The following is a 17,555-nucleotide window of genomic DNA, read 5'->3' on the forward strand; positions in this document are numbered from 1 at the left end:
TTAGCGCTTATGAAAAAGGGAAAACTATTAATTATAGATGATAATGAGGACATCCTTTTTGCCCTTAACTTATTACTGGAGCCCTATATGGAACAAATAAGAGTGGCTACGCAACCGGAGCGCATCGATCATTTCATGCGGACTTTTATCCCGGATATTATCTTGTTGGATATGAACTTCAAACGGGATGCTATTAGTGGTCAGGAGGGTTTCTATTGGCTGGAGAAGATAAAGAAGATAGACCCGGACGTGGTGGTTCTTTTTATGACTGCCTATTCGGATACGGATAAGGCCGTGCGGGCGATTAAGGCAGGAGCTACCGACTTTATCCCGAAACCTTGGGAAAAGGAGAAATTACTCGCTACACTCTCTTCGGCATTGGAACTTCGGGAGAGTAGGGCGGAAGTGCGAAATTTAAAGAAACAAGTTGAGATTCTTAGTTCACCCGAGGATGCTGGCTTCGAGATCATCGGTGAAAGCGAACCGATGCAGGCTATTTTCGCTACGGTCGATAAATTAAAGAATACGGATGCCAATATATTAATCTTGGGGGAGAATGGAACCGGTAAAGATTTAGTTGCCCGCGCCTTATATCATCAATCTCCGCGTTCGGGGAATCTTTTCGTCGGGATCGATGTGGGCTCTATTCCGGAACAACTTTTCGAGAGTGAATTATTCGGCTATGAGAAAGGGGCTTTTACGGATGCCCGTAAGGAAAAGCCGGGACGAATGGAGGTAGCTTCCGGTGGTACCTTGTTCTTGGATGAGATCGGGAACTTAAGCCTTTCCATGCAAGCGAAACTGTTGACCGCTTTGGAAAAACGACAGATAACCCGCTTGGGAGCAACGCAACCCATACCGATTGATATCCGGTTGATCTGCGCAACGAACGTGAATATCCATCATCTTGTGGCAGAAGGTACTTTCCGGCAAGATCTTTTATATCGTATTAATACGATCGAGTTACATATTCCTCCCTTGAGGGAACGAGGAAATGACGTGATCTTATTGGCTGAACATTTCTTGTCGAAGTATGCCCGTAAATATAAGAAAGACTTGAAGGGCATTAACAGGGATGGGAAGAATAAGCTACATAATTATGCTTGGCCCGGTAATGTACGTGAACTGCAACATGCGATTGAACGGGCGGTTATCTTGTCTGAAAGTAATTGGCTAAGGCCGGAAGACTTTATTCTGCGTTCTGTCCCGCTTAGGGATAAGGAACCATCCGATGAGTTAAATTTGACGGTATTGGAGAAAGAAGCGATCGAACGTGCCTTACGTCGTGCCGAGGGGAATATCACTCGTGCCGCCGAGCTTCTAGGGATTACCCGCTTTACCTTGTATCGTAAATTGGAGAAATTTGGCTTATGATACGTTACTTGTTGTTCGCTCGTATTTTGGGGATCGTGGTCTTGTCTTTTACTGCCTCATTCTTAATGCTGAAAGGGTTTTTGTTTATTCCTGCGCTGTTCGGATTTTGTATTCTTGCGCTTTCGGTTTTCTTATATAAGGATCAGCAAAAGACTGTTAAGCGGATGGAATACCTGATAGAGAGTATTCATTACGGGGATCTGAGCCTGTTTTATCCTTCCGATTCAATGACGGAAGACGAAAAGGCTTTGGCCTCTTCTATGAACGCTGCCTTGGAAGCTTTACGGAGTCGATTGTATAATTCGGTGGTCGCTGAGGCGGAAACCGAGGCATGGCAGAAACTTATCCGGGTATTGACGCATGAGATCATGAACTCGATCGCTCCGGTAATCTCTTTATCAGAGACGGTAGCCGAGCGTGCGACGATAAATGGCATGAATGAGAGAGACTACGCTATCATGGTACAAGCCATGCAAACGATCCACCGGAGAAGTAAGGGGCTATTGGATTTTGTCGAGAATTATCGGCAATTAACCCGTCTGCCTTTACCTACTTTACGAAACTTCTCGGTTTCGGCTCTCTTTGACGATATCCGGCTTCTATTTCCGGAGAAGTCCGACATCCTCTTCTTTCGTGTAAAACCGGAAGATTTGAATTTATATGCGGATCGGATCATGGTGGAACAAGTATTAATTAATCTATTGAAAAATGCGATAGAGGCTTGTGAAGAGTCCTTATCTCCTCAAATAGTCGTGGAGGCTGTCCAAAAAGCCGGCATGGTTATTATTTCGGTGATTGATAATGGTAGCGGAATTGTTCCCGAGGCGATCGACAAGGTCTTCGTGCCTTTCTTCACGACTAAATCTAAAGGTTCCGGTATCGGATTAAGTCTTTGCCGGCAGATCATGAACCGTCATGGAGGAAGTATTAGTCTCGACTCTCAAGTAGAGAAGGGTTCCTCTTTCGTCTTGCGTTTTCCGATTGTTACCAAACGGATTCTATAAATAAGTATTAATACATGCGATTAGCTTATCCGGCTTGATCGGTTTAGCGATGTAAGAGGAGAATCCACTTTGTTTTACCCGTTCCTCATCCTCCGCGAAAGCGAAAGCCGTTACGGCGATGATAGGGATGGACTGGTTCTTTTCCCGAATTACCCGTGTAGCCTCATAGCCGTCTACGATCGGCATTTTTAGGTCCATTAGGATTAAGTCCGGTTGATATTTATTGAATAAATCGATCGCTTGTTCCCCGTTCCATGCGTGTATAAGGTTATAATCTTTCAACATGGCTTGGAATAAAGTATAGTTGCTTTCGTTATCTTCCGCTATTAATAGGGTTGCCGATTTGGATGACTGGCTCTTCTGTACATTCTCGGTTTTTGGTTTCTCATGCGGGACTTCCTGCATCTCTAGTATCGAATAGGGCAACGTAAACCAGAATGTAGAACCTTTTCCTTGCTCTGATTCCACCCCTATATCTCCACCCAGACGCTTGATAATCATCTGGCAAATCGATAATCCCAGCCCCGTTCCTTGCACAAAGCTATTTAACTTAACGAAACGGGTGAAAACTTGACCGATCTTATCCTTGGCGATACCGCATCCTGTATCTTTTACATAGAAATACAACTCATCATCTCTATGGCGGTAGCCAAACAGGATGCTACCTTGAGTCGTGAACTTGATGGCATTGTTGATAAAGTTCGTAATGACTTGGGAGACCCGGTTACGGTCGGTGCGTAAGATACAATTCGGGATCTTCTCGACAAAGCATACCTGCACACCATCTTGCGCCTTCAAACGGGAAGACTGCTCGATATCGGAGAATAGTTGATTGACATCTACGTCTGAATCCACGAATTCTAGCGTACCCGCCTCTATCTTGGCTAGATCGAGAATATCATTGATCAATTGCAATAGCAGGTCGTTGTTGCTATTAATGATATTGATATATTCCTCTTTATCCTCCATATTCTCGGTTACGGCCAATAATCCGGAGAAACCGACGATCGCATTCAATGGCGTTCGAATCTCATGACTCATATTCGCCAAGAACGCGGATTTCAAACGATCGGACTCTTCCGCTTTCTCTTTCGCTTTCCTCAGTTCGTTCTCCGCCTGTTTTTGTTTTGTCACATCTTCTTTCTTGAAAATAACCCCGATAAGGTTGTCGTGCTCGTCTAATACAGGGTTCGCCAAAATATGAAGATACTTTCCATCGCCGAACTCATTCGTGATATCGACCTGCTTTTTGGTTTCCATGGCCTTTGCGACCGTGCAACGGGTACAATAAGGCTTTACTCCGTTCTTGACCAAGAAGCAATTAGCCGGACCGAATTCAGGGATACAGTCATGGAACTCTACCTCATTTCTCCATTTTACGGTATAATCCGGCTTGATGAAATAGATGGAAGCTTGGATATTATTCATGATTAGTATATTATCCTTCTGTAGATCCAATAACTTATCTTTCAGTTTATTGGTTCGGATAAAGAAGATTAATATCATTATCAGGAAAATAAACAATACGGTGATTACGCTTAGCAAGATCTCGAACCTGTATTTGGAGAATAGGCTCGGGTCCTCGTTGATAATAGTAGCGTCGTGGGGCAATGACAATCTGCTGATATCAAAAGCCTTGATCTTTGAAGCGTCGAACATATATCCATTGGGAATGATTTGTGGATGGATATCTTTAGGGGCGATTTTCTTCTCCAATATACTTAAAGCCTCTTTCGCCAAATCGGAACCTATAGGCCTATATTTGGGACTGAAACCTCCGATGGCCCAGTGCCCTATGCCGACGGATGCCAATGTGAATGTCGGGATTCTGGGATTGGCGGTCATCATGGTATACGTGGCATTTCCAACATAATACCCGTCGTTCACGTCTACACGCCATGTACCAATCAATATCACGGTCTGATCCGGCAGGTTCTTGATTTGCTCAACGATGGTGTAGATATTATTCTTTCTTCCATCCAGTAATATCAAGTTCAGATCCTTGATATTTTCCATTTCCTTTTTTACCAAGGTCTGCATAGCTAAACCACCGTAGGTATTATCGGTGATTAATGCTATATTTTGAGTTTTAGGATATAGCTTATGTATTAACCGGATGTTTTCTTTTACATCATAAGAATACAAGAATCCGCCAAGATGTAAACCTTTATCTACGTACTCTTGGATATCGATGTATTTCGGCTCCCATTCGGCGACATTTAAATCCGAGTCGGGTAATAAGATCGCATTCTTACTGATCATACCGCATAAAACCGGTATATCAGGCTTGTATTCTTGGGAGATATAAGAAGCCCACGCTTCTTGACCTAAGATTATGATAAGCTGAGGAGTGTTATTTTCCTTATATTTATCCAATATACCTCTCATCTTACCGTCCCATAAGGGGGCTTCCGGGAGGCTCTTACAGTTCATGTTCTCGATAACCACCGGCGAGATACCACCTCCCCGCTTATATTCCTCCATAAACTCGGAAATATTGGCGGTCGTATTACGTGTATCGGGATTGTAGGAGCTAATGATTAAAATAGGGCCTGCATTATCTGTAGCGTATAAGTGGAAAGAAAAGACCAGACTTAACACGATAAAGAGTACGAATCGTATGTAGTATTTTAATAATGTCATTCTTTACCTACCTATTCATGTGCTTATTTGCGATTAAAGTACTATTTTTTGTTCATACAGTCCACAAAAATAGAAAAGATTTATGATTAATTGCTGAAATTCAAAATAAAAAGAATCTATTACGCCTAAAATCTATAACTCGATCATCACTCCGATACTTGGGAGAAGCGTTCCTGTAAGACGTTCTATCGGTCTTAATTCGTACCGTTGTTCATATATGGGAGCTTCCGGGTTGATAATTTTACCCGTTTTGATATATACGTCTTGCTCTTTGTATTTGGAATTCAATATGTTTTGGATGTCGATATAGGCTCCAAGCATAATCTTTTTGAAGTAAAATGTTTTATCGATACGGATATCTAACTGCGTGAATGGCTTGAGCCGTTCGCTGTTAAACCGGCTGTAATCATAGTATAGCCCGTTATTAGCGTCCCAAGCTTCTACATAACTACTCTTTTCTACATCGTAAGGCGTATAGGGAGCGCCTCCTACTACCCGGAACTTGGCGCCTACGTCCCAGTTCTTGGGTAAAGAATAAGTCCCGCTAAACGTGAACAGATGCTTATTGTCCCAAGCCGAGGGAAGATAAGTGTCCATATTTCTCCCATCCTTGAATTCGCTTCTTACCAAAGTGTAGGACGCGATGAAAGTAAGCCCTTTATAATTATACCAACGTCCCATGATCTCAAGCCCATAAGCTCGCCCTGTAGCGGTAGACGATACGGCCTCATTTCCCAAGACACCATAGTCCGTACCTTTCGACGCAAGTGGGATACTGTCGAGTATGGACATCGGATAACGATCATAATGTTTATAGAATCCTTCGGCCGTGAATTTCAAGTATGAGGTAGGACGGTATTCCAAGCCTAATCCGGCTTGGTCGCTTCGGATATAGCTTAAATGATTTGTCCGGTTTACATAATTACCTTCATTATCCTTGAATCCCAATGTCGTATAAGGAGGAAGCTCGTAGTAGCGTCCGATATTCGCGTTTATATAAAGCGGATCGGACAAGCGGTAGGATAAGGATAGGCGAGGAGATAACTGATCTAACAAATTATTCATATCCGAGGAATAATTGTTTGCGTCCGCACGAACACCTAAAGAGGCGGTAAACCGCTCGTTATAACTCTCATAAATAGCCGTGGCATAGATACCCCACTTCCATATGCCAAGGTCTGTTTGATATACGATGGTACGGGGGATAGAGGTAAATTGCTTTTGATAGGTGTCATTCGTGTATTGGGCGTATTCGATGTTTCCTCCGACATTCAATTGAATGAATGGTAAGCGGAACGTGTTTTCCGTTCGGAACTTATTCTCGATCTCATCCGAACGGTAATTTAAGGAGAGATTCTCTTCCTTGCTTTCGTCATTGTCTTTGTATTTAATATTCTTATTGTTGGTCTGGCTACGGCTGATAATGACCGAGTAGAGATTTTTACCGGCGTAGTGTTTATAAACCGCTCCAAGGGTATACGTTTTTTGTTTTACGACCGGCAAGTAAGAGAGGATATATTGGTTTTTCTCGCTCATGTCTTCCATTCCTGTATTCAGCTTCATATCATCGATCGCCCCTAATCCGAGAACTGTAAGCTCATTCTTGGGGTTGAAGGAGTGCTTAATCTTGAATTGGGCATCCGTGAAAGTAGGTAAGAACGGCAAGCCGATCATATCGAAAAGGAATTGAAGGTAAGAGCGACGAACAGACACTTGGTAAGTGGTCTTTTTTCCTAGCGGTCCATTAGCGGACACACCGATATCTGAGGCTCCTAGGACTCCTCGCAATGAGAATTTCTCCTTATTTCCATCTTGTAGTTTAAAATCCAATACCGAACTTAAAGCGTTTCCCTTGGATGCGGGGAATGCGGCCGAATAAAAGTTGACCTCCCGGATAAAATCGGGATTGATAATACCGACCGGACCTCCGGAGGCTCCTTGGGTAGAGAAATGGTTGATATTCGGTATCTCTACGCCATCCAAAAAGAAACGGTTTTCCGAGGGACCTCCTCCTCTTACCATCAAGTCGTTACGAAACGCTGCCGTGGACGCTACTCCGGGAAAGGTTTGTACTACCCGGGAGATATCCCGGTTTCCTCCCGCGCTTTTCTCTATCTCCTTGAAGCCGATTACACGGAGTCCTAGCGGACTTTCGGCGGTTTTACGGAACGGAGAGGCTACTACGCTAACCTCTTGCAGATTCTGGCTGGCTTCCTCTAGCTCGATCGGGAAGAATATATCTTTATTCGCTAGTCTGAATTCGGCGGTAACGAATGGCTTATATCCCAGAAAGGAGGATTGGAGACGATAGCTTCCGGGTGATATGCCGGATATCTCGAATAATCCGGTGGAATCGGTGACCGCCCCTTGCGTCGTGTTCCATACCACTACGTTAGCGAAAGGTATCGGCTGTCCGCTCGATGCGTCTTTTACAACTCCCTTGATAGAGAAGGAGCGCTGTTGACCGATAGCGGCTTGTATGGTACATAATAAGAATAGTAAGAAGTAAAGATGGCGTCTATCCATATCTTATATCATATTTATAGCGGTAAAGATAAGTATTATTCTGATTCGTATGTATTATCTTTGCATACATATGGAGAAAGAATTACAGATAACGGCGGATGGAAGCCATACGCTATATATTCCGGCGATGGATGAACATTATCATTCCGTGAACGGGGCGTTGCAGGAATCGAGACATATATTTATTGAGGCGGGATTGCATGTGCGGGAGAAAGACTTTATCCGAATCGTGGAAGTTGGCTTCGGTACAGGGCTGAACGCCTTCTTGACATTGAAGGATGTCGAGCTATCTCAAGCACATCATATTGATTATCATACCGTGGAGTTATACCCGCTTCCTTTAGATACGATTCGTCCCTTGAATTATGGAGAGCTGATCTGGCCGGAGAGAAAAGAGTTATTCTTAGCCTTGCATGAGGCGGAGTGGAATACTCCCGTTTCAATCTCAGAGCGCTTTACACTTCATAAAATAGAAGGAAATAGTAACGCCTGTGAACTACCGGATGATATCGATTTGATCTATTTCGACGCATTTGCGCCCGAGAAACAACCGGAGATGTGGAATCAAGAAATCTATAATCGTTTGTATGCTCATACCGCACCGGGCGGAGTGATCGTAACCTATTGCGCAAAAGGAGAGGTACGCAGAGGTATGCAAGCGGCTGGTTTTGAGATGAGCCGTCTTCCCGGTCCTCCGGGCAAGCGACATATACTTAGGGGAATTAAAAATTGAGAATTGAAAGTTACAGAGCGTATTCCTCGGTATTTTCAATTCTCAATTCTCAATTATTAAAGTATTGCCTCGATCTTTTCTACGAACTTATCCTTAGCCGTAGCGCCTACTACTTTATCAACCATCTTACCGTCTTTGAAGAAAAGAACGGTAGGGATGTTGCGGATACCGAATCGTCCGACTACATCGTCATTCTCGTCAACGTTCATTTTACCGATCGTCACACGACCTTCGTATTCGGTTGCCAACTCATCAATGATAGGAGATACCATGCGGCAAGGGCCACACCACTCTGCCCAAAAGTCAAGAACCATGGGCTTTCCGGAGTTAACCAACTCCTCGAAATTAGCGTCTGTAATTTGTAGTGCCATTTTGAATTACGTATTATTTAATTATGAATTATAATCTAATGATTGTTATGACGCCAAAAGTACAAATTCTTTCAGCGTCGTACAACTTTAACCATTAATTTTAAAATCGATATTCTCGTTCTCCTGTAAAAAGTCTACCAGCTCACGGGTCACGTTTAAGCGGATATTTTGGGAGAAGAGATTTAGGGAAATATTATGTTCCCCATCGACAACCTTAAAATATAACAGGCTATGGCCCGGATTGTTCTTGATCAATACCGAAAGCTCATTGATTGTCGGCTCGTCCAAATCATGGATCGGGACCGTGATACTGATTTTCTCGATCAGCTTGTCTTTCTCGTCTTGCAAAAGGTTGACGGTACCAATCTTGAAGTCCAGTTTATTGGGGTCCCAGCGGCTAGGCTCTACACGGGCGGTGATCAAGAGATACATCCCTATTTTACCATACTTGCTGTATTCGATATAATCCTGTCCAAAAAGCGGGATCTCGCCACTACCCGTGAAATCCTCGATCTTCAAGATACCGTAAGGCTTTCCGTTCTTGGTCATTCCTTCCCGGAAACCGGTGACGATACCACCTAATAAAACTTCCCGGCCTTGTAAGGTTTCCCGCTCGTTAAGTTCTACCATGCCGGTATTACATACATACTTTAATATGATACGGTATTCATCCAACGGGTGGGCGGATAGGTAAATACCGACCAACTCCTTCTCTTTATTCAGGCGTTCGAGATCGCTCCAACGCTCGCATTGCGGGATCTCCGGTTTAGCGATGGCGATCAAGGCGTCTCCACCGAATAAAGAGTTGACTGCCGTGCTCTTATCCATCTGGTATTTGTTACCATAGCGAACCAAGGTATCCAAGAACAATTCCCCTTTTCCACTGTCGGTGAAGAACTGCTCACGCTGGATACCGAAGTTATCGAACGCTCCGGCCAAAGCCATGGACTCTATGTTTTTCTTATTGCAAGCGGTCAAGTTCACCCGTTCTACGAAATCGAAGATACTCTTGTACGGGCCGTTCTTCTTGCGTTCCTCTATGATATTTTGTACGGCTGACTCACCTACGCCTTTCACGGCGCCTAGCCCGAAGCGGATGTTCTTGTTCTTATCTACGCTGAACTTCAAGATAGACTCGTTCACGTCCGGTCCCAATACTTGAATACCCATCGCTTTACATTCATCCATGAACTTCGTGATATCCGTGATATTGGATAAGCTTCGGCTCAAGACGGCGGCCATATACTCGGACGGGAAGTTCGCTTTCAAGTAAGCGGTCTGATAAGCCACCCATGAATAACAAGTAGCGTGACTCTTATTGAATGCGTATGAGGCGAACTTCTCCCAGTCGGACCAGATCTTGTTTAAAGTTTCCTCTTTATAGCCGTTGGCTTGACCACCGGCCATAAACTTAGACTTCAAGTGGTTCATCTTCTCGATCAACTTCTTACCCATCGCCTTACGTAAGGCATCACTCTCACCACGCGTGAAGTTAGCGAGCAAACGGGATAGAAGCATGACCTGCTCCTGATAGACCGTAATACCGTACGTATCTTTTAGGTAGCGTTCCATGACGGGAATATCGTACTTGATCTCCTCCTTACCCTGTTTACGGGCGATAAAAGAAGGGATGTAATCCATTGGGCCCGGGCGATACAGGGCGTTCATGGCGATCAAGTCCTCGAATTTAGAAGGTTGCAACTCCTTCAAATACTTTTGCATACCGGCGGACTCGAACTGGAATGTACCGGTTGTCTTTCCGTCGCAATACAATTTATAAGTCTTGGGGTCCTCCAGACTGATATGGTCGATATCCAGATCATGTCCGGTAGTCAGTTTCACGTTCTCGATCGCTTCCTTGATGATGGACAAGGTCTTCAAGCCCAAGAAGTCCATCTTGATCAATCCGGTTTCCTCGATCACGGAACCCTCGTATTGGGTAACCAGCATCTCCTCGCCGGTATCCTTGTCTTTCGCCGTACTGACAGGTACGACATCCGATATATCATAACGTCCGATAATGACACCGCAGGCGTGTACACCCGTGTTACGGACGTTGCCTTCCAGCATCTGGGCATATTTCAAGGTATCCCGTGCCAGCGGATCATTTCCGTTAGCCGCCTCTTTTAGTTCCGGCACATACTTGATGGCGTCGCCCAATTTGAACTTCTTCATGTCAGGGATCTTATCCGGAACCAATTTGGCTAACCGGTTCGATTCGGATAACGGTAATTTCTGTACCCGGGCGACATCCTTGATAGCGGACTTGGTAGCCATCGTACCATAAGTAATGATATGAGCCACACGCTCGGCACCGTATTTCTCCGTTACCCAGCGTAAGACCTCGCCACGGCCATCATCATCGAAGTCGGTATCGATATCGGGGAGGGAGATACGGTCCGGATTCAAGAAACGCTCGAACAGGAGGTCATATTTGATCGGGTCGATCTTGGTGATCCCTAAGCAATAAGCTACGGCAGATCCGGCGGCCGAACCACGTCCCGGTCCTACGGATACACCGAGTTCCTCACGAGCGGCACGGATGAAATCTTGCACGATCAAGAAGTAGCCGGGGAAACCCATGGTCTTCATGATATGTAACTCGAAGTTCAGACGCTCCTTTACTTCATCGTTCAAGGGGTCTCCGTAAAGCTCCTTGGCTCCGTCGTATGTCAATTTCGCCAAATAGTCGGCTTCCAGCTTGATGCGGTATAGTTTGTCGTATCCACCTAATTTCTTGATTTTGGAGTGCGCCTCTTCCTCGCTTAATACGACATTACCGTTCTCGTCTCGGGTGAATTCCTCAAATAAATCATGCTCTGTCAATTTCTGACGGTAGGACTCCTCGGTACCGAACTCCTCGGGAATGGCGAAAGTCGGCATGATAGGACCGCTGTCGATGGAGTAGAATTCTATTTTGTCGGCTATCTCGAGGGTATTACTCAAAGCTTCGGGGATATCGGCGAAGATGGTGTTCATCTCGGCGGTTGTCTTCATCCATTCTTGCTTGGAGTAGCGCATACGCTTGGGGTCGTCCAAGTCTTTGCCGGTGCTAAGACAGATCAGGCGGTCGTGGGCCTCAGCGTCGTCGGCATTGACGAAATGGACGTCGTTGGTGGCGATTAGCTTGATATTATATTTGTGCGCAAGCTCGATCAGCACCTTGTTCACCTCTTGTTGATGCGGGAAAATCGTGCAATCAGCGTTAGGGTCGTGTGTCTCGTGCCGTTGCATCTCAAGGTAATAGTCTTCTCCGAATAAGTTTTTGAACCATTTGATAGACTCCTCAGCCTTATCGATTCGTCCGTGCATGATATGCTGTGGGATCTCTCCTCCTAAACAGGCGGAGCAGATGATCAGATCCTCATGATATTTCTCCAACAACTCTTTGTCAATACGCGGACGTCCGTAGAATCCTTCCGTCCATGAGAGGGATACCATCTTGATCAGGTTCTTGTATCCGTTCTTATTTTTGGCCAGAACGATCAAGTGCCAGCCGCTACGGTCGTCTTGCGAGGCCAGCTTGCTATGCCTTCCGTTGCGAGCGCAATAACATTCGCACCCGATGATCGGCTTGAAGATGGAAGCTTTCGCTTCGGCGATTTGTTTTTGTAGTTCCGTTATCCTTTGTTGTTCCTCATCGGTTGGCGCATCCTTGGCCAGCAGCGGTTTTAGTTCTTTCTCGGAGTCCTTGATGATCCCGAGAGGTTTACTGTTCTTTTTGCTAACCTTATTGAAAAACTCCTTGATACCGAACATAACGCCATGGTCTGTTACGGCGATCGCACGCATTCCGTCTTTGTACGCTTTGTCGATCAATGCGTCGATGGATGCCTGTCCGTCCAGCAAGGAATACTGGGTATGTACGTGTAAATGAATAAACGGTTCCATATATATTAATGTATAGTCTGGTGCATATTGAAATGAGTGCATAAAGGTAGGAAATATTTTTTAGTACGAGAGAGGTTGTTTTGCTTTTAAAAAAACACGTACGTCTTTTTTCGGAAACACGTACATGTTTTTGGAAAAAGACGTACGTGTTTTCTGAAGGATATAATGAGGTTATAATATGTGTGATTCTATAGAATCTATATGTTATATAAACAGATGTTGTATTGATATTTTGCTTGATATAAGCCGTATATCGTGACAGGAGGTTTTCGTGAGGTGCTCGAACTAGCGGATGGAAGATAGTTATGAATGGCGTTTTTCTGTGTGAAAAGCCGTTTTATACTGTACTTATGCTTGGAAAAAGCGAATCTCAGGGAGTTCTGTTTACAAAGTGTCATTTTTGCTAGAACAAGGGAAACTAATATTCCGATCTATCGCAAAAGGTGATCTTACTTTTGTTGATTATTCGATGGTGTATTTACTAATGTACGCATGTACATTAAATAATAGAAGAGAAAAATGATTGATTTAAACGATCGTTTTAATTAGTCATTTGCAAAGGTACGCATTTCTTTGACACTTGCAACCCTTCTGTGTTATTTTTTTCATGCCTTATTCGCTTTCTTATCAATAGGATAGGCTATCCTTTACGAAACAAGCTCTTCCTTCCACAAACTCCCCTTTGTATCTCTCGAAAAACGCAAGATCTAAACGATGGTTTAGACTAGTCGTTTTCTAACGGTAGTCTGCTATCAGAAAATAGCTAAGTGCTTAATTAACACTATTATTAATATTAAATTCTAAATTATGAACAGGAAGATTTCTACATTGTTAACGGCGGGTCTGCTCGTGGCAGGGTCGCTGTGCGGTAGTGCCTTCGCTCAAAACTCTATTCAAAGATTATTGGGCTTGGGTAGTGCTGTTACGGAACTGAAATCCGGAGCTTATGTGATGACGGATGCCAACGGTTTAGCGTATGGTTTTACTTCTGTAAGCGAGGATGGTGTATTACAAGAAGGTATTCTTGATTATAAAGCTACTTCTATTGCGGATGACAAGAAAGATGATGTAAAGCAGTATATCTGGAAAGTTACCGTAACAGAGAATTTGGGCGCTTATTCGTACAAATTTGAGAATGTAGCCACAGGTAAGACTCTACGTGTCAACACGACTGCTGGTTCAGAGGCCGTAGAATTGAATAGTGCGGCTTCTGGAAATGTGATTAAAGATGTTTTTGCATTTGGAGCTACTCAAATCGGAACAACAGGTAAATATACTGCAAGCGAGAAGGCTCTATTCGCTTATAACGGGAATAAGAGTGATGTATTCCAGTTAAAATGGAGTGCTGGTGGCTCTTTAATTTCAACTACGGCTTCGTCTTTTGATTTATCTTTCTATGCGGTAGAATCAGAGGAATTAGGGGCTGTGGGAGCTGATGAGTTGAATGATTTGTATAACACGGCAGGTTTCTCTTTCGTCTCAAAAAGATTGGACTCCGATCAGACTAGCGAGCCTAATGGTAATCTATTCAATGAGAAAAGAATCGTTGCCCGTTATGTGCCTTCTGACTTGAGAGTGGACGCTACTTCTTATCCTTCCTATTCAGGAAGTACGGCTGATTTGAAGATTCCCGCTGGTATGTACTTCTTTACAGAGAATGCACCTGATAAGGATGATTGTAGCGGAGTTAATGCTGTTTCTAGCGGTTATAAAGCTTGGATGGACGCAACTGTCTTGGTTTTAAGCTCAACCGAAACAGTGGAAGGTACAAATGCGGGACGTGCGTCTGGTGATGGATTCATGTTGGTAGAGAAAAAGATCAGCGAGTTGAATTTGTATCAAGGAACTTCTTCCAACTGGAAAGCCGCTGGCGATGAGATCTCCATAAACAACGCTAACTTCCGTGTACAGAAGAGTTATTCCGAGGGCTATCCGTATGAGTTGAACGTGGATCGATTCCGTTACCGCAAACAAGCGAGCAAAGCGGATCAAGCAGATGCCAAGGTGAAGTTGCATATCTTGAAGCACAATGACAACTACTATTTGGCCACTACTTCTACTTTGACGGATGCTAGCAATAACCCAATTAACTACTTTATATTCAAGCAAGGTGCTGCCGGGATGAAGAGCGGTATTGAGTTGTTGAATACAGAGGCGAAGGTTTCTGCTTATACAATCCGTGTCTTAGATGGTAAGGGTGTCGATAAGAAAGACATCAAGAGCGTATATGGAAAGTATTTGACGAATGCTGTTAAGAGAGGTTCGTTCCAATTTGTTGCGAAAGCTAAGGTTCTTTCTCAATTGGAAACTCCGGCTTATCAATGGGCTATTTCCAGTGTAGACGATACATATAAAGTGACATTCACGAACCGTGAGACCGGCGAGTATTTCCAAGCTAGCTTGTTCCCGAAAACTGATTTAGGCGAGAATGTTTACGAATTGGCTACAGATAACAAAACAGTTACCGCTATCTACGTAAATGAGAACACATATCGTGAGGCAGAGGGCGATGATGCTGATATGCAACAGCTAATCGTGGAATTGACTCCGGCAGAAGTTGATCCATACGCTGGTTTCTTGAACGTGGACAATGAGACTTTGGTGACGATGGCTTTTGCTCGTGATAACAACGAGACTTCTAATAAGTGGTATGTGGCAGCTACCGAAAATAATTTGCCTTTTGCAACTTCAGAGTATATATTGAATAAGAATGATAAGTTCGCAAATGAGGTATCTGGCGCCGCTCAATGGCAATTGGTGAAAGAGGATAACAAACGTACGATCATCGAGCGTAGCTTTGTTTATAACAAGGATGGACGTGTGACTGTACAAGCTAGAGGTGATAAGGCTTATGCCTATGTTTATCGATTGCAGTATATCAATGATGGCATTGAAACCGAGGAATACTTCCCGGCAGGAAGTTCTAACGTGTCTGCCCAAGAGGAATTAGTTGACGAAAATAACACTACACGTTTTGTGATTAAGCAAGCTGCTGATGGTTCTGTTTATTTGATTAAGGTGACAAGCACAAGCTCAAATATCGCTTCTATTTTAAATGCGAATACGACGTCTGTAGTAGACGCTACTTATAAGGCTTCTATCGACGAATGTCGATATACTACTCCGTCTTCTGTTTATGCATGGCCTATCGCTACAACTCCGAGTGGTCAACAAGATTGGTTATTGAATACTTACTTGATTGTTGAGGCTCCGGAAATCAGCTATCCCGCTGAGGAAGGACATATTTCCCTGATAAGCGAGATGAACAACTATATCTCCATGAACGAGGATCGTGATGGTATCGTTGTAAACGAGAATCAATATTCTTTCTACTTACAGGTAACAGATAAGGATGCGGTAGTTCCTTCTTTCTATATCTCTAACAAAGGTACGGTTGAGGATGGTAACAGACTGTTCTTATTCAATCCGAAAGACTCTGTAAACTACTATGTGGCAGACGGTACATACGACAGAAAGTATCAATGGAACGAGGATGACACGAAGGCTGTCTTCAAGCCGGCCACTCTTTGGGAAAGTAAGGATACTTTGACTACGATCGTTAAAGGTAACAAGGTTGCCGTGGCTAAAGAGGCTGATGATGAGGGTGTATTAGGAGGCTTGGACAACTTCAAGGTTCAGATCATCCAGTGTGAGGACGACGAGAACGCTTATCGTATCCGTTCTGTAGCTGATAAGGGTTCTTATTTATATGGTGTCAACGATAAATTGTCTTGGAGCGGTAACAAGAAAAACGCTATGCGTTTCACTATCGCTGCTGGTGATCCTACTTCCAATGAGTCTATCGCTGATGCTGCCGAAGGCATCAAGGTTATCGCAGGCAACGGTACGATCGAGATCCAAGGTGCGGCTGGCAAGATGGTTTCTGTAACGAACGTTCTTGGCAAGTCTATCGCTAACACGGTTCTTACTTCCGATAACGCTACGATCGCTGCTCCGGCAGGTATCGTTGTGGTGTCTGTAGAAGGCGAGGAAGCTGTTAAGGCAGTCGTTAAATAAGAATAATGACGATAAATAACATAAATCGAAAATCATTCCTGCGGGAGTTGTAGTGATTCAAGTACCCCGTGAGGGCGAATAGGCGGGAATGGATTAATATTAATACTAAAGTAATAAATTAAAGTTCATCCACCGTTGCCTCCGTGAGGAGGGAAGGTGGGAAAAAAATAGCCTCGGTCGTTTCTGCGATCGGGGCTAACTTTTGAGCGGCCCTTTCATGAGTTGTTCTTTTTATGTAGCTTTCCTGTATGTTTCAGTAGGATAAATGTAGATGTTATTGAAAAATGTATATCTTTGCTTGCTATTAGAAGGAAAAGCAAATGAGGAAGTTTATGAGAAAGATCGGATTGTTGTTGATTGCCGTGATGATGATTTTACCGGCGATGGCTCAGGTTTCTTTCGGCGTACGTGCCGGAGGCGCTTATTCTTCGTTGATCCAGAAAGTGGAGGATACGTATGAGGCGGGAGCCCGCTTCGGTTTCAGCATAGCGGGTTTGGCGGATATTCCTTTGAGTAAGAATAAAAAATGGTCGCTTCGTCCTGAGGTGGCGTTCGTAAACCAAGGTGGCGCTTATTATTCGAATCAGGATATACATGGGATGGCGCTTCATAATAAATGTTGGTATTACTCTTTGCAGATTCCCGTGAATGTGGCTTATACGTTTACCTTCACGGACGTTCATCTGTCCGTATTCGCCGGTCCTACCTTTGATTGGTCCTTGTTTGGCAAGATGAAGAGCCGAGAGACCAATCCGGATCTCCATTTCGGCGTATCCGAGGAGAAGGATTTGAAACCTTGCGATTTTGGCATGAACGTCGGCCTATCGGTAGAATATAGTAACTTTTTCTTTTCCGTAAGTTCCCTATGCGGCATGATAGACCGCCGTGCCTTGAAGCGTGACGGCGAGACTTCCGTTTATCAAAATAACGTGACATTCTCTTTGGGGTATTACTTCCGTAAGTGATGAGTATCTTCATAATAACTTGAAAAATAAT

The 17,555-nt window shown here is 44.0% G+C and carries 9 protein-coding genes; 5 read left to right on the forward strand and 4 right to left on the reverse strand.

Going from position 1 to position 17,555, the window contains the following annotated elements; translation table 11 throughout:
- The first annotated feature begins 9 nt into the window (after window positions 1-9).
- Window positions 10-1,374 (forward strand): sigma-54-dependent transcriptional regulator, encoded by a 1,365-nt coding sequence (locus HMPREF0999_RS05375; RefSeq protein WP_009275379.1) that lies wholly within the window; start codon window positions 10-12, stop codon window positions 1,372-1,374.
- Complete coding sequence (locus tag HMPREF0999_RS05380; RefSeq protein ID WP_008779195.1) at window positions 1,371-2,378, forward strand: sensor histidine kinase; 1,008 nt, start codon at window positions 1,371-1,373, stop codon at window positions 2,376-2,378. Before HMPREF0999_RS05375 ends, HMPREF0999_RS05380 begins: the two co-directional genes overlap by 4 nt.
- On the opposite strand, the gene HMPREF0999_RS05385 is transcribed toward HMPREF0999_RS05380, so the two are convergent.
- Together HMPREF0999_RS05385 and HMPREF0999_RS05390 are read right to left on the reverse strand one after the other, a co-directional pair.
- Entirely contained in the window at window positions 2,373-5,021 is a 2,649-nt protein-coding gene (locus tag HMPREF0999_RS05385; RefSeq protein ID WP_009275380.1) for an ATP-binding protein, read from the reverse strand. The genes HMPREF0999_RS05380 and HMPREF0999_RS05385 overlap by 6 nt on opposite strands.
- Window positions 5,022-5,153: 132 nt before the next feature.
- Window positions 5,154-7,547, reverse strand: coding sequence for a TonB-dependent receptor (locus tag HMPREF0999_RS05390; RefSeq protein ID WP_009275381.1), 2,394 nt, complete (start codon window positions 7,545-7,547; stop codon window positions 5,154-5,156).
- A 70-nt stretch (window positions 7,548-7,617) separates the two neighbouring features.
- Between HMPREF0999_RS05390 and mnmD the strand changes: the two genes are divergently transcribed.
- Window positions 7,618-8,280 (forward strand): tRNA (5-methylaminomethyl-2-thiouridine)(34)-methyltransferase MnmD, encoded by a 663-nt coding sequence (mnmD, locus tag HMPREF0999_RS05395; protein ID WP_009275382.1) that lies wholly within the window; start codon window positions 7,618-7,620, stop codon window positions 8,278-8,280.
- A gap of 56 nt (window positions 8,281-8,336) precedes the next feature.
- Here the strand turns inward: mnmD and trxA are convergent, their stop codons facing one another.
- Entirely contained in the window at window positions 8,337-8,651 is a 315-nt protein-coding gene (gene trxA / locus HMPREF0999_RS05400) for a thioredoxin (RefSeq protein WP_009275383.1), read from the reverse strand.
- A gap of 87 nt (window positions 8,652-8,738) precedes the next feature.
- Window positions 8,739-12,542, reverse strand: a complete 3,804-nt coding sequence (gene dnaE, locus HMPREF0999_RS05405) for a DNA polymerase III subunit alpha (RefSeq protein WP_029257148.1) — start codon at window positions 12,540-12,542, stop codon at window positions 8,739-8,741.
- Between the two features lie 807 nt (window positions 12,543-13,349).
- On the opposite strand from dnaE, the gene HMPREF0999_RS05410 reads away from it, so the two are divergent.
- Both HMPREF0999_RS05410 and HMPREF0999_RS05415 read left to right on the forward strand, forming a co-directional pair.
- Window positions 13,350-16,559 (forward strand): DUF6383 domain-containing protein, encoded by a 3,210-nt coding sequence (locus HMPREF0999_RS05410; protein ID WP_009275385.1) that lies wholly within the window; start codon window positions 13,350-13,352, stop codon window positions 16,557-16,559.
- Window positions 16,560-16,891: 332 nt separating this feature from the next.
- Window positions 16,892-17,524: a porin family protein gene (locus HMPREF0999_RS05415; RefSeq protein ID WP_005859488.1), complete on the forward strand. Its 633-nt coding sequence runs from the start codon at window positions 16,892-16,894 to the stop codon at window positions 17,522-17,524.
- Window positions 17,525-17,555: the final 31 nt, after the last annotated feature.

The sequence above is a fragment of the Parabacteroides sp. D25 genome (genome assembly GCF_000307475.1).
GTDB classification, from domain to species: Bacteria; Bacteroidota; Bacteroidia; order Bacteroidales; family Tannerellaceae; genus Parabacteroides; species Parabacteroides distasonis.